The 14,800-nt window shown below is 37.4% G+C and carries 11 protein-coding genes and 1 pseudogene; 4 read left to right on the top strand and 8 right to left on the bottom strand.

The features are described from left to right. Position 1: 1 nt before the first annotated feature. The 3 genes from A6B45_RS04420 to A6B45_RS04410 all read left to right on the top strand — a co-directional run bounded on the left by A6B45_RS04420 (position 2) and on the right by A6B45_RS04410 (position 2,933). Complete coding sequence (locus A6B45_RS04420; RefSeq protein ID WP_072613529.1) at positions 2 to 241, top strand: hypothetical protein; 240 nt, start codon at positions 2 to 4, stop codon at positions 239 to 241. A 73-nt stretch (positions 242 to 314) separates the two neighbouring features. Then, on the top strand, positions 315 to 1,289 hold the full coding sequence (locus A6B45_RS04415) for a LacI family DNA-binding transcriptional regulator (RefSeq protein WP_072614476.1): 975 nt from the start codon (positions 315 to 317) through the stop codon (positions 1,287 to 1,289). Between the two features lie 75 nt (positions 1,290 to 1,364). Further along, entirely contained in the window at positions 1,365 to 2,933 is a 1,569-nt protein-coding gene (locus A6B45_RS04410) for a polysaccharide biosynthesis protein (protein ID WP_072613528.1), read from the top strand. 74 nt (positions 2,934 to 3,007) lie between these two features. Here A6B45_RS04410 and A6B45_RS04405 read toward each other — a convergent pair whose 3' ends face one another. The 7 genes and pseudogenes from A6B45_RS04405 to A6B45_RS04375 form a co-directional block, all read right to left on the bottom strand. Continuing rightward, on the bottom strand, positions 3,008 to 3,463 hold the full coding sequence (locus A6B45_RS04405; RefSeq protein ID WP_072613527.1) for a GAF domain-containing protein: 456 nt from the start codon (positions 3,461 to 3,463) through the stop codon (positions 3,008 to 3,010). A 192-nt stretch (positions 3,464 to 3,655) separates the two neighbouring features. Next, positions 3,656 to 5,116, bottom strand: coding sequence for a glycoside hydrolase family 1 protein (locus A6B45_RS04400; protein ID WP_072613526.1), 1,461 nt, complete (start codon positions 5,114 to 5,116; stop codon positions 3,656 to 3,658). Positions 5,117 to 5,129: 13 nt separating this feature from the next. Then, positions 5,130 to 6,968 carry a beta-glucoside-specific PTS transporter subunit IIABC gene (locus A6B45_RS04395; RefSeq protein ID WP_072613525.1) on the bottom strand — a complete coding sequence of 613 codons (1,839 nt, stop codon included), beginning with the start codon at positions 6,966 to 6,968 and terminating at the stop codon, positions 5,130 to 5,132. 98 nt (positions 6,969 to 7,066) lie between these two features. Then, complete coding sequence (locus tag A6B45_RS04390) at positions 7,067 to 7,927, bottom strand: PRD domain-containing protein (protein ID WP_072613524.1); 861 nt, start codon at positions 7,925 to 7,927, stop codon at positions 7,067 to 7,069. 227 nt (positions 7,928 to 8,154) lie between these two features. After that, positions 8,155 to 9,836, bottom strand: a pseudogene (locus tag A6B45_RS04385) (glycoside hydrolase family 13 protein). A 3-nt stretch (positions 9,837 to 9,839) separates the two neighbouring features. Next, entirely contained in the window at positions 9,840 to 11,204 is a 1,365-nt protein-coding gene (locus A6B45_RS04380) for an SLC45 family MFS transporter (protein ID WP_173674460.1), read from the bottom strand. An 80-nt stretch (positions 11,205 to 11,284) separates the two neighbouring features. Beyond that, on the bottom strand, positions 11,285 to 12,955 hold the full coding sequence (locus A6B45_RS04375; RefSeq protein WP_072613522.1) for a glycoside hydrolase family 13 protein: 1,671 nt from the start codon (positions 12,953 to 12,955) through the stop codon (positions 11,285 to 11,287). Positions 12,956 to 13,052: 97 nt separating this feature from the next. Between A6B45_RS04375 and A6B45_RS04370 the strand changes: the two genes are divergently transcribed. Beyond that, complete coding sequence (locus A6B45_RS04370) at positions 13,053 to 14,060, top strand: LacI family DNA-binding transcriptional regulator (protein ID WP_072613521.1); 1,008 nt, start codon at positions 13,053 to 13,055, stop codon at positions 14,058 to 14,060. A 51-nt stretch (positions 14,061 to 14,111) separates the two neighbouring features. Here the strand turns inward: A6B45_RS04370 and pgmB are convergent, their stop codons facing one another. After that, complete coding sequence (pgmB, locus tag A6B45_RS04365) at positions 14,112 to 14,798, bottom strand: beta-phosphoglucomutase (protein ID WP_072613520.1); 687 nt, start codon at positions 14,796 to 14,798, stop codon at positions 14,112 to 14,114. Positions 14,799 to 14,800 lie beyond the last annotated feature (2 nt).

Genomic DNA, 14,800 nt, shown 5'->3' with positions numbered 1-14,800 from the left:
CATGGAGAAAAACTTTACTATTGATCCACACGAATTTGCGATGTCTCTGATAAACAACATAAATCGTCCCGAAAAGATAACAAACCAACGATTTATTAAAAATCAATTGACACTTTATTTAGAAGCCTACTTCATGATAGAAGACTTCAATCATTTAGAAGTGAAGCAAATAGAAAACATGAAACAACAACAAATGTCAGAATTATTTGATAAAATGTTATCAGGAAGGTTTACACCATAATAATTGTAAAAGTGCCAGTTAGGCACTTTTTTATTACATAATATATTGAAGAAGGTATTTGCAATTGGTTAATATGAACGATGTAGCTAGCTTAGCTGGTGTTTCTAGAGGTTCTGTGTCTAATTACATTAATGGGAAAAAAACCAAGCCGAATACACAGAAAAAAATAGCACAAGCCATAGCGGAGCTGAACTATGTGCCAAATGCTATGGCTCGTTCTTTAAAAACTAGTCAATCAAATTTCGTTGTTTTTATTATTCCGACAGTCAACTCACCGTTCTTTTCGGAATTGAGCTACTACATGCAACAAGAGTTGCAAAAAAATGGCTATAAAATGATATTATGCAACTCGAATAACCGCTCAGAAGATGAAATCGAATACATACAGATGGCTAATACACAAAAAGTTGCAGGACTAATTACGATGTCCTATGCTGATGCAGCTAATTTAATTGCAACAGATATACCGCTCGTTTCCATTGAGAAAAAAGTTTCCGATCAAGTCCCATTGGTGGTTTCAGATAACTATTCTGGCGGACAGCTAGCGGGCAAAACTCTAGTTAATTCTGGTGCTAAACGACTTTTATTTATTTCAAAGGCACCTGTGAGAAATATATCAGCTATTCGTGAAGAAGGATTTTTTGACTACTGTCGTGAACACAATATTACTGTAGACAGATTTGTAACTCGTGACATTGCCAATTTTGTGGACGACTTTGCTACGTTCATTAATGAAAATACTATAAATACAACATTTAACTACGACGGTATTTTTTCTGATTCTGACGAATTCGCGAGTGATTTTTACTTTTTGCTTACCCAAAAGGGAATTAATGTACCCAAAGATGTACAAATAATAGGATTTGATGGTGCTCGTATTTATTCACGACAACAAATTTTTTTATCTTCAATTAAACAGCCTACTGCCGAAATCGCCAAATCATCTGTAGAAAAATTATTATCACAAATGAATCAAAAAAATACTACAGCATCCCACAATCACGTCACCTTACCAGTTCATTTTGTCAAAGGAATGACTACTTTGTAACTATATTTATGAAATCCTTTTTCAAAATTAGATACACTAATATATTGAAATAATTATCAGTGTTACAATAATAAGATGAGACTAAAAAAATTATCCCAAAACCAACTCACCAACGGTACCGCATGGCTCGCTTTTGGCAATATTACTTCGCGAGTCTTAGGCGCATTGTATGTCATTCCTTGGACGATTATGTTAGGTGCACTATCACTACAGGCTAACACCTTGATGGGTAAAGGCTATAATTTATATCAATTTTTCTTAATGTTATCGACTGCTGGATTACCTTCGGCTGTTGCTAAATTTACGGCACGACTTGAAGGTAATAGTAAGCATCAATTCTTGAAAAACGCGACGCGATTAAGTTGGGTCGCGGGATTTATTTGTTGCGTTGCACTATGGTCTTTAGCCCCTATCCTTTCTGCCAGTGACGTAAAACTGATTCCTGTACTACGATCCCTTTCTTTGGCTGTATTAGTTTTTCCATTTTTATCTGTTTTAAGAGGTCGACTGCAAGGTGAGCTGAGAATGGCGGCAATTGCCAAGTCTGACGTGATTGAGCAAGTCGTCCGTGTGGCCTATATGTTAGGATCTGCATATGTCATTTTACATATACAGCATGGCAGTTGGGTAACTGTGGTTGTACATTCAACATTTGCAGCATCAATTGGTGCTTGGACTGCAACACTTTACTTACTCTTCTGTACCAACTCGCTTTCAAAAAAACAGCCGTTAAATGCTGATTCCTTTAAAGAAAATTCTGAACCAGAAATCATCAATTTTAAGCATATTATCGTTCAGTCATTGCCTTTCGTCATCATTGGCGGCTTCTTAGTTGCCTATCAGTGGATAGATCAATTCAGCTTTCACGTACTGATGTCAAAGTTCAATCCTATGCTATCCAGTAACAAAATTGAAACAATTTTTGGCTTGTTCAATTTTAATAGCAATAAGCTGATTATGATTGTGGTTTCATTGTCTGTTTCAATTGCATCGACTATTTTGCCTCTCATTTCAAAAAACAGGTACAATCATGAAATACTAAGAAAATATATTAGTCAAGCTTACGTATTGTTTTGTGCCATTACTTTACCTGCTTGTACAGCACTCTACTCGTTAAGTAAACCGGTCTACATTTTATTTTATGGAAATTATGCTGCGGAAAGCTTATATATACCAATGGTACAAATTTCAGCGGTTATTGCGCTATTCATGGGATTAACATCTGTCCTAGCCATGATTTTACAAGGACTCAGTAAAACTGGCATAGCACTTAGGGCAATTGGCTGGGGCATGGCTATTAAAATCCTATGCCAGCCTATTATGATCTATTTAACAAGCTCTCTGGGCGCTTTATTATCAACGTTGATTTCCCTGGTTATTGTCACAATTATTATGGGCAGTTATATTAATCATCGATTTGAACTTCTTGACTTGTTAAATAAGAAAATATTAAATGCCATCTACGTTAGCTCATTTATGTTATTAATACTGTTTACCGGATTGAGCCTATTATCAAATCATTTTGTTCCGGATACTAGAGTTAGCTCAGGTCTTTTCCTGGCATTAGTTGGGTCGCTAGGTGGTCTACTATTATTGTTTATTTACCAAAAATGCCACGTACTAAATGTTCTCAAAAATAGGTAGATACTGATACGGATTTCTATCAAAATAAAAAGGCAACTGTTCAACTCAGTTGCTTTTAATTTATAGTATGGGCATTAAATATGATTTGCTAAGATTTCAGCAAGCTCTTCTACTTCATTTTTTTCGTTCTCACCAAATCGGTTCAGTATTGGTGAATCAATGTCAATTATTCCATAAATTTGTCCATTTTTAAATATTGGTACAACTAATTCTGAATTACTATCAGCATCACAAGCAATGTGGCCAGCAAACTCATGTACGTTCGGTACAACAATACTTTCTTTGTTAGCAAAAGCTGTTCCTACTACGCCTGATCCAGGCTTGATATGCATACATGCCACTTTACCCTGAAATGGTCCTAAATCCAACTCTTTAGCATCATCGTTGTAGATATAAAAACCTGCCCAATTTAGATTCTCATAGTTCTGAAACAATAAGGCGGCAGTATTTGCTAGGTTGGAAACAATATTAGTCTCATTTTCTAGTAGCGCATCTAACTGTTGCCCAACCAAACTTATAACTTTACTCATGAATACACCTCTTTTTATTAAAGTAATATACTTATTAATTATAAGTATATTAACATAAAACAAGTTCCGAGTAAATTATTAAACATTTGTTACTTATCTGCTATCCTTATACTACTAATGTAAAAAAACGACTACTATTTCTACATCAATTAAAAAAGCGATACTGTTTATCAGTGTGTCGCTTTTTTGCTATTATTCTAATATTTTACCGTTACTTTCAATAACTTTTTGATACCAGAAGAACGAATCCTTTTTATAACGCTTTAATGTGCCATTCCCTGCGTCATCTTGATCTACGTAAATTAAACCATAACGCTTACTCATCTCAGAAGTGCTAAAACTAATAATATCTAGTGGTGCCCACATTGTGTAACCCATTAAGTCAACACCATCAATCACAGCCTCTTTCATTTGTTCAATATGTAAACGAAGATAGTCAATACGATAATCATCGTGTACTTTGTAATCTGCTGTTAATTCGTCCACTGCCCCTAAGCCATTTTCAACAATAAATAATGGTTTACGGTAACGATCCCACAGGACATTCAGAGAAACTCGCAAGCCGATCGGGTCGATTTGCCATCCCCATTCTGATTCCTTCAAATAGGGATTACGACCACCCAAACTCATATTACCAATCCCATCTTCAACGCCATCTACCCCTGTCACGTTGGTCATATAATAACTGAAACTAATAAAATCAACCGGATACTGTTTCAAAAGCTTTTCATCATCAGTAGACATATTAATAACGATGCCATTTTCATTGAAATATCGATTCATGTACTCTGGATATTCGCCACGTGCTTGGACATCCGTATAAAACAAATTTTTCTGATCTTCAACTTGTGCTGCTTGCACATCAACCGGGTTTGCTGTTGCTGGATACGTTTGCATGCGAGCCAACATTGAACCAATTTTGGCGTTGGGCGCAATTTCCTTCAATTGCTTTGTCGCAATAGCGCTAGCTACAAATTGGTGATGAACTGCCTGATAGCGCACTTGCAACTGTTCTTGCGTACTTAAATCACCATCCATAGCGCCAGTTTCATGAAATCCCCAAGCACTAGTATTAATTTCATTGAATGTCAACCAGTACTTAACTCGGTCCTTGTATCTTTTAAAAACAGTTTCTGTATAGTGATTGAATGCCTTGATGACCTCACGATCCAACCAACCGTTGTAGCGCTTCGTTAGTTCAATTGGCATCTCATAATGTGAAAGAGTCACGAGTGGTTCAATATGGTATTTATCTAGTTCATCAAATACTCGGTCATAAAAAGCTAACCCAGCTTCATTTGGATTTTCTTCTAAACCAGTTGGAAAAATACGTGACCAAGCGATTGAAAGTCGAAATACTTTAAAACCCATCTCTGCAAATAGTGCAATATCTTCTTTGTAGTGATGATAAAAATCTACTCCACGACGTTTTGGATAATGTACATCCGAATGATCGGCGATAGCTTCTTGTAAGGTATCTGCGTTAACATCTCCCATTGAACCGTGACGTCGGTCTTCAGCTTTACGTACGACTTCAGCTGTTGTTAAACCTTTCCCATCAACTTGCCATGCCCCTTCAATTTGATTAGCAGCAGTTGCGCCACCCCATAAAAAGTCCTTTGGAAAGCCTGTGATTGATTCTTTACTGTACATTTTATTCTCCTTTTTATAATGCTTTCAGTTGTAGTAACCAATTTTGGTTAGCTACCGTATCTTGTGTCTCAGTGATTTCGTAATCTGCTGTATTTGTGATAATAACCATCACCGTTGGATCATATCCAGCTGCCTGAATAGCCTGCCGATCAAAGGTTATTAATGGCGTACCAACTGAGACCTTTTGTCCTTGTTCGACTAATTGATTGAAATGCTTTCCATTCAATTGTACAGTGTCAATTCCTACATGAATTAGTACTTCTACGCCACCATTGGAGATTAAACCAATTGCATGTTTACTTGGATAAACGGCAGCTACTGTACCTACTATTGGTGAAACAATTTGATCATCATCAGGTACGATAGCAATACCTTTACCCATTGCGCCACTGGCAAAAACTTCGTCCTTTACTGATTCTAGTGGGATAATGGTGCCAGACACAGGTGCAATGACTAGGTCATCTTGAATTTCTTCGGTTTTTTTAGCGTCTGCTTTACTGTCTTTTGGTTGGCTAGGTACACCGAATAGATAAGTAGTAACTGCTGACAAAATGAAGGCGACAACCAAACCAATAATCACACTGGTAAATCCCTTACCCAAATACGTGGGTAAGGCTAATAAACTAGGTAAGGTAAAAGCATTCGCATGTGCACCACCCCCACCAGCAATGGCACCGCCGATACCACCGGCAATCGTTGCAAAGATAAATGGTCGCTTTAATTTAAGTGTAACACCATAAATGGCTGGTTCAGTAATGCCTAGTACACCTGTGAGCACTGATGATCCTGCTAAAGATTTCATCTTAGCATCTTTTGTTTTGAGGAACACACCAAGTGCAGCACCCGACTGTGATAAAACAGCAACACTTAACATTGGTAGCAAGTAGTCATACCCTAACTGACTGATATTATTTGTCATAACTGGCACGAAAGTCCAATGGACGCCGAAGATAACAAACACTTGCCACAAAGCACCCATCACAGCACCAGCAGCATAAGGTGCCACGCGGTAAACACTCTCGACTGAAGACGATAGAACCGTTCCAACACTAGTACCTAATGGACCAACAACCAATAATGTGACTGGTACCATAATAATCAGACTGACCATTGGTGTAAAGATATTACGAACAGAATCATGGAAAAACTTATCCAAAATTGGTTGTAAATAAGATAACATCCAAACTGCTAACAAGATTGGTATAACACTCGAACTGTAAGTTGTTCCGACAACGGTCAAGCCGAAGAATGTTATAGGCTTACTCCCTGCTAATAATGTAATCAAATTTGGATAAAGTAACGCACCAGCCAAAGCTGCTGCAACATATTGATTCACTTTCAGATGCGCTGCAGCTGTGAAGGCCAGCCAGACTGGTAAGAAGTAGAAGAATGCATCACCAGCGGCATACCAAATTTGATAAGTTCCACTGGACTCTTGCAACCATCCGAGTGTCACAAAAAGTGCCAATAAGCCTTTCAAAACACCGGTCCCGGCCATTGCCCCTAGGAAAGGCGTGAAAACACTTGAAATAAAACCAATGAAGCGATTAACAATATTCTCTTTCTTTTTTTCTTCTTGATTATCGCTCTGAGCTTCATCTCTTGCTAACCCAATTGCATCGGCCAATGGTTCAAAAACCCGTGCAACGTTGTTTCCAATAACTACCTGGTATTGACCCGCTGATTTAACAACGGTAATCACACCATCCATATTTTCTATTTTTTCAGTGTCTGCCTTGCTTTCATCTTTTAACTTAAACCGTAAACGCGTAGCGCAATGCCAAGCGGATCCGATATTATCTTTGCCACCGACACCAGCCAATATATTATTAGCCAAAACTCCATAATCCATTTTTTCTACCTCGTTATGTTGTAAAATAAAAACCCAAAAAACATCACATAAATGATATCTTTTGGGTTTTGCCTAATTAAATAGTTACAATCCCTATTTTAAATTGAAGAATCCACAATTCTTTGCAGATGCATAGTCAAGTAAACTTGTTCATTGACTCCTGTTTGTTGTTTCGTTTGTTGTTCAAAATAGTTAATTACACGTTGTGCACATTGATATGAGCCTGTGTAACGCTCCCGCAAATTTTCTGATAAATGCTGCGACATTACGTTGTCAAAACTATTTTCACCTTTTTGAACATGATTTTCATCTAATAATCGATCTACGAAGAAACGCAAATGAACAATTAATCTCTGATAATTGAGATTAGAAGAATCAATATCAGGTAATAAATCATGACGAATCAATGTTAATGCACTCTCAATGAGTTGCGTCATATTGGTTGCTTTCTCATTGAAATTTGGGCCAGCCCGCTTTTCAACAAATTTCAAAGCAATAAAACCAACCTCATCTTCAGGTAATTGCACACTCATTTGTTCATTAATAAAAGCTACAGCGAGTGCACCAATACGATATTCATCAGGGTAAAAGTGTTTTGTTTCCCATAATAGCTCATTTTTAATGGGCAGATTTTTTTGTAAGCGTTCTACCGCAAACTGTATGTGATCTGCTAGTCCAATTAACAAGTATCCGTCAAATGACAGGCCTAAACTTTTCTCCGCAGTTGAAATAATATGTGAGGCGATTTCAACATAATCCGACGAAATTGTATCGACCATTTCGTTAAACATTCTCGTCCAATTTTCATCCTGCGGATAATAAGCTTTTTCAATTTTACTCGAATCAACTGTATTACCTATTTTTTGCTTGAAACCAACACCGCGCCCAACGATTACTAATTCCTGTTCGCTATTCTCGGCTAGTAGAACATTATTATTAAAAATTCTTTTTACCAGCATGGCTCACTCCTATATTTTGAAAATAAAAAACCAAATAATAGTTCCCCATCACCATCGCTTATCGAAAGGTGTATAGTTTCCCTATCATTTGGTTTTGCCCACCGCAACTTATTCAGTGGTTACAATCCAACTTTATACTGTTATTATATATCAAAATGAAAGCGTTTACAACAGTTTAACTAAATTAGTTTACAATAAAAATGTAATGTCATTCATCAAGCAAGATACTATTTTTCAAACTGATAAACTTTAGACTCGTACGGACGAAGTGTTTCCGCTTTGTCATCAGCATAATTGCTAATCAAAATTTTTGCATTTGTGGGTACACTATAATCCCGTGTAACGATGTTGTCAGTGAAGTTATTGATAACAAGCAGTTGTTCGTTGTTTCCCACACGTCGATACGCATAGACTTGCTCGTCTTTTGGATCCAACAACTGATACTTGCCAGTAGTGATAATTGGCAAATCATGACGCAGTTGAATTAGTTTTTGATAATAGTAAAATATAGAACTCTTGTCAGCTAGTGCTTGTTCAACGTTTATTGCGTCATAATTATCGTTTAATTTGAGCCATGGCGTGCCTGTTGTAAATCCTGCATTCGCTGTACTGTCCCATTGCATCGGCGTACGTGCATTGTCGCGTCCTTTCGCATGTACGTACTTCAACATTGTGTCTTCGTCAATCAAATGATCCTTGTCAATTAAATACTTGAAAGCATTTTTGATTTCAACATCATCGAAATCTTCACGTTTCAAATTATAGGCATTGGTCATTCCAATTTCTTCACCCTGATAGACATATGGTGTCCCTTGCATAAAGTGTAATAAGGTTGCAACCATTTTTGCTGAAACCACACGATATGCTGCTCGGTCGTCCCATAGCGGCTTACTGCTCGTGGTTGATCATGGTTATCCCAATAAAGCGAATTCCAAGCTTTACCGGCTAAATCATTTTGCCACTTGGATAAGTTTTCCTTCAGGTCAACTAGAGAAACTTTTTGATCATACCATTTTCCCAAAGCTGGATTTGGATTATTATCAAGTCCCATATGTTCAAATTGGAAAACCATATTTAATTCTGATTCATCTGTGTTTGCATACTTAATAGCGTTATTAATATCAACACCAGATGCTTCACCAACAGTCATCATGTCAGCCCTCTTTAGAACTTTTTCACGCATTTCTTGCAGATATTCGTGAACATGTGGCCCATTAGCTACTGCCTTATCGGAATTACCATATTCCCCACCTTCAGGTACCTCACCGTCTGGTAGACCATCTGGTTTTGATATCAAAGAAATAACATCCATTCGGAAGCCATCAATTCCCTTATCAACCCAAAAGTTCATCATGTCAAATACTGCTTGGCGTACTTCTGGATTTACCCAATTCAAATCGGGCTGTCCTTCAACAAACAAATGTAAATAATACTGCCCAGTTTCTTCATCAAATTTCCAGGCCGGCCCAGAAAAGAATGAGCCCCAATTATTTGGCTCATGTCCATCAACTGGATCACGCCAAATATAAAAGTCACGCTTATCATTATCTTTTGAGGAACGGCTTTCAATGAACCATTGATGCTGGTCTGATGTATGATTAACGACTAAGTCCATCAAAATTTTAATCCCTTTATCATGAGCCTTCTGAAGTAATCGATCGAAGTCCTGCATTGTGCCAAATTTTGCATTAATATCTTCATAATCAGAAATATCATAGCCATTGTCTTTGTCAGGTGAAGCATATATTGGATTTAACCAAATAACATCGGCACCCAACTTTTTAATATAATCTAACCTTTGTTCTATGCCTTGAAGATCACCAATACCATCTCCATTTGCATCTTGAAACGATCGTGGGTAAACCTGATAAACAACTGCTTTCTGCCACCACTTAATATCTTCTGTCATTTTTCATTCTCCTTTTTGTGTCATATCTACTTGTATTTTTTCTTCTTTAACAATCCAAATTAAACAACCACCAATCATCAGAGAGACACCTGCAATTGCTAACATGTGGGCCATTGATTTTCCGACGGCTGGAAAAATAGCGAAACTTGCTACCGAAGCAACAATTTGAGGGATACAGATAAAGCAATTAAACAGACCTAGATAAACGCCATCATGTTTACCATCCAATGCGTTCGTCAGAATAGTAAATGGAATCGAAATCAATGCAATCCAACCAATACCGATTAATACAAAGCCAATTAACGACGACACATGAGTATGCCCATAAGCTACGATAATAAATCCTAAACCACCAGCTATCAAACTTAAGAAATACGTCATTTTTCTTGTCTTATCGTTTAATCTTTGAAATAAAATACCCACTACTATTGCAACAACCGAATACACTGCCTGCAGAATACCAAACCAGTTACCTGCTGCTTGGTAGCCCGCAGATGCAGGATCTGAAACGCGCCAGATGTTTTCTGACAGAGCACCAGTTGAATAAGTCCACATGTATGGAATACCAAACCAGACAAAGAATTCAACAATGCCTAAAGTCCAAAAAACCTTGGGCGCGTGTTTCAAAATATCAATAAACGACTCGTGTGTCTTATCATCAGATTTAAATCCGTGGTAATATGCCAAGGTTTCCGGATCATACTCTTTTACGTTCATAATGGTAAAAATTGTTGACAATAATAATATTGCAGCTGCAACATAAAATGAAATCTTAACTGAATCAGGCACAACCCCACGTGCCGCAGTGTTAGCAACACCAAACGAAGTTAAGATAAATGGGAAAACAAAGGCAATCACGCCACCCAAACTTCCCCATATATTTTGTAAGCTCCATGCTTTGTCAGTTTGCTTTTCATTGACCATATCAGGAATAATCATCTTAAAAGGCTGCATTGAAACGTTTGCGGACAAGTCCATGAACAATACTGTTACTGCACCAAACCACAAGGCTGTCATTGATCCATAACCAAAACCAAATGAACCTGTGTTGGGCAATAATAGTAAAACAATCAATGATACTAAGCACCCACCAATGAGGTAAGGCATTCGCCGACCAAATTTAGGCAACCATGTTTTGTCAGAAAATAGACCAATTAAGGGTTGAGTGATCATACCTGCCAAAGGGGGCAAGATGAAGAAAAATCCTAATTTAGTTGGGTCGGAACCTAAGGTCTGGAATATTCTTCCCATATTGCCAGTTTGAACCGAAAAGGCAACCTGGACGCCTGCATAGCCAAAAGTCATTAGAAATAGCTGCATGCTAGTCAGCATCGGAAGCTGACCTTTTTTGTGCTCGTTACTACTCATCATATTCACTCTCCTTAATTAAGTGATTCTATAAAAATTTAAAATAATAGGATTCAAGTAACCGCTTACATTTTATTGAATTAAAACATATATACTTTTGATTCATAAGGTCTGAGTACGTCCCCTTGATCATCTGAATAATTACTTATAACTAATTGTGCAGATTGGGTTCGATCGTAATGACGTGTTTGCTTTTGATCAGTAAAGTTACTAATAACCAGTAATTGCGTGTTTTTGTCAATACGCTTGTAAGCATAAACAGATGCGTCTTCTAGATCCAACACTTCATACTTTCCAGTCGTGATAATAGGTAGCTCTTGCCTTAAGGCGATGAGCTTTTGGTAAAAATGAAAAATTGACTGTTGATCAGTTAATGCATCTGCCACATTGATGGTCTGGTAATTAGGATTAACACTTAACCATGGGTGACTATCAGTGAATCCGGCATTTTTAATGTTATCCCATTGCATTGGTGTTCGTGCATTGTCTCTTGAAGAATGATGAACATAAGACATCATTTTATCAGCAGTAACTCGTTTTTGTTGAACAACTAAATCATTATATGCATTCAAGGTATCAATATCTTGGTAGTCTTTAATAGATGGTAGGTCAATATTGGTCATACCAATTTCTTCACCTTGGTAAATATAAGGTGTTCCCTGCATAAAATGTAAAGTTGCAGCTAACATTTTAGCAGATAATATACGATATTCGTCTGAATCATTCCCAAATCGTGAGACTACTCTTGGTCGATCATGATTGTTCCAATACAGACTGTTCCAAGCCTTACCATACAAATCATTTTGCCATTTGGATAAAATACGTTTTAAATCAACCAACTTGAAACGTTCATCACTCCACTTACCTAGTCCCTCGGGACTATTATCGATTTCTGTATGTTCAAACTGGAAAATCATCTGCAACTCATGCGAATCAAATCCGGCATATTTCATTGCATCACTTGTTGATACACCTGGCGTTTCACCAACAGTAATGATGTCATGTTTTGACAATACCTCTTGATTCATCTCTTGTAAATACTCATGAATATTTGGTCCATTAGCGACAAAATCCATTGATGAGCCATGATTTTCTAAAGTGACATTTGGATCATTTGGTAAATCTGATGGTTTTGAAATTAGGTTAATAACATCCATGCGGAAACCATCAACACCTTGATCTAACCACCATTTCATCGTATCGTAAATATTTTTTCGTAAATCAGGGTTATCCCAATTAAGATCTGGTTGTTTCTTTGAGAATAGGTGCAAATAATATTGTTGTGTATTATTGTCAAATTCCCATGCTGATCCACCAAAGTCTGATAACCAGTTATTAGGTTCGTGTCCATCCACAGGATCTCGCCAAATATAATAATTGCGATAAGGATTATCCTTATTTTTACGACTCTCTTGAAACCATTGATGTTCATCAGAAGTATGGTTGACGACCAAATCCATCATAATTTTTAGCCCTAAATGATGTGCTACCTCAAGCATTTTTTGAACATCTGCCATTGTTCCAAACTCTGGTAAGACTTCACGATAATCACTAATGTCATAGCCATTATCATCATTTGGCGACTGATAAATTGGACTTAGCCAAATCACTTGGACACCAAGATCTTTCAAATAGGGTAATCGTTCAATAATGCCAGGTATATCCCCCACACCATCTCCGTTACTATCTTGAAAGCTTCTGGGATAAATTTGGTAGACAACAGCTTTCTGCCACCACTGTATTTTTTCCATAAGTACCATCCTAATATTTTCTGGGTAAACGTTTACGCAATAACATTGTAAACGCTTCCATATTGAAAGTCAACCTTTTTAGGTTATAATAATTGATATGGCTATCACTATTAAAGACATTGCAGATAAAGCTGGTCTTTCACCGGCATCCGTATCTCGAATTTTAACTAATCGAGGTCGTTTTAATGCGGATACAGCAAAAAGAGTTCGTGAACTTGCAGAATCAATGGGTTATCTTAAGAATCAATCAGCAGCCGATTTATCACAAAAACAAAGTCGCGTTATTGGCGTGTTAGTACCAAGCGAGCATACTAATTTTGCTGATGAAATTATTAAGGGCATGCGATCTAAAGCGTATGAACTCAACTATGAATTACTTATTGCTTTTGTCGATGTAAACAAAGAACAACAGCTGCAAACCGTTCATTCTTTGCTATCTCGAAAAGTGCTAGCAATTGTCATGTTGGCAGTGGATATTGAAATCGCTGACCCAGTTTTTAACTTGCTGACCAGTACTGGTGTCCAACTTCTTAGCGTTTCAAACCAATTAAACAATGAAATCCCTTCAATTTCCTCTGATAATTATGTTATGATGCACCAAATTGTTGATTATCTTTACGAACATGGCCACGAAAAGATTGCGCTCATTGGTGCTTCAAATCCAAATTCAATTGTTGCTAAGTTACGAAGACAAGGATTTATTGACGCACTTTCAAAACATGGAATTGAACATCACCCCGACTTCATATGGGGAACAGAGAATGCTTACCAAACCAGAATGGATGCTATCAAACATTTTGGTATCCCGTTACCTTTTACAGCAGCAATTGGTTCGGCTGATATTATCAGTGTTGGCATCCTCAATGGTGCTAAAGATGCTCAAATTGATGTTCCAAAAGACTTATCTATCATAACAATTGACGGTACTGAAATAGCACAAATAACCCGCCCCATTCTCAGTGCTGCCAAACAGGATTTCCAATTGATGGGACAGTTAGCTATTTCGGCACTAGATGAACAGGAATTAGCGCCACATGCTGTTTTCTTTACAGAGACTAAAATCGTCCCGTCAGGCACAGTGACAACACTTGACAAAAATAATTAGCACAATAAAAAATCATTAAAGCTTATTTCTAGTAGCTTTAATGATTTTCTTTTAGTTGGACTTGATTTTGTCCATTTTAGATTGAATACTTTGCAGAGTAACATCGGCAGTCGAACTGAAAATCAAATCAGCAGCCGATAAAACAACTGCATCACCAATTGCCAACGATATTTGACCAGCACTATTAATTGACTCGATACCGGCTGCTGAGTCTTCTAATCCAATGACTTGATTAGGTGACAATTCTAGCACTTCTGCAGCCCTAACAAAAATTTCAGGATCTGGTTTTCCCTTTGTCAGTGTTGCTGGATCCACTATTCCAACAAAATCATTTGCTAATCCCAAATGATCAAGAATCATAGGAGCGTTTTTTGAGGCTGAGGCAATAGACATTTTGTACCCTGCCACTTTAGCCGAATGAATAAAACTTTTCATCCCCGGCAATATGTCTTCCTCCGTTAATGTTGCAATCAATCGTTGATAAAAATGATTTTTCTTTTCAGCAAGTGCTTCTTTATCAACTTGTGAAAAATCATCCGTATGATTACCCGCGTCTAAAATCATTTGCAATGATTCCATGCGACTAATACCTTTGAGTGATTCAGCCAATTGTGGTGTCCAAGTTGTGCCGACTTCATCAGCAGTCTGATGCCAAGCTTGTCCATGAAATCGAGCTGTATCTGCAATGACCCCATCTAAATCAAAAGCAAATCCCTTAATATCTTTAAATTTTTGCATTG

The organism is Leuconostoc suionicum (assembly GCF_001891125.1).
Classification (GTDB): domain Bacteria; phylum Bacillota; class Bacilli; order Lactobacillales; family Lactobacillaceae; genus Leuconostoc; species Leuconostoc suionicum.
Note: the sequence above shows the minus strand (reverse complement) of the source record. Positions and strands in the feature narration are given on the sequence as shown.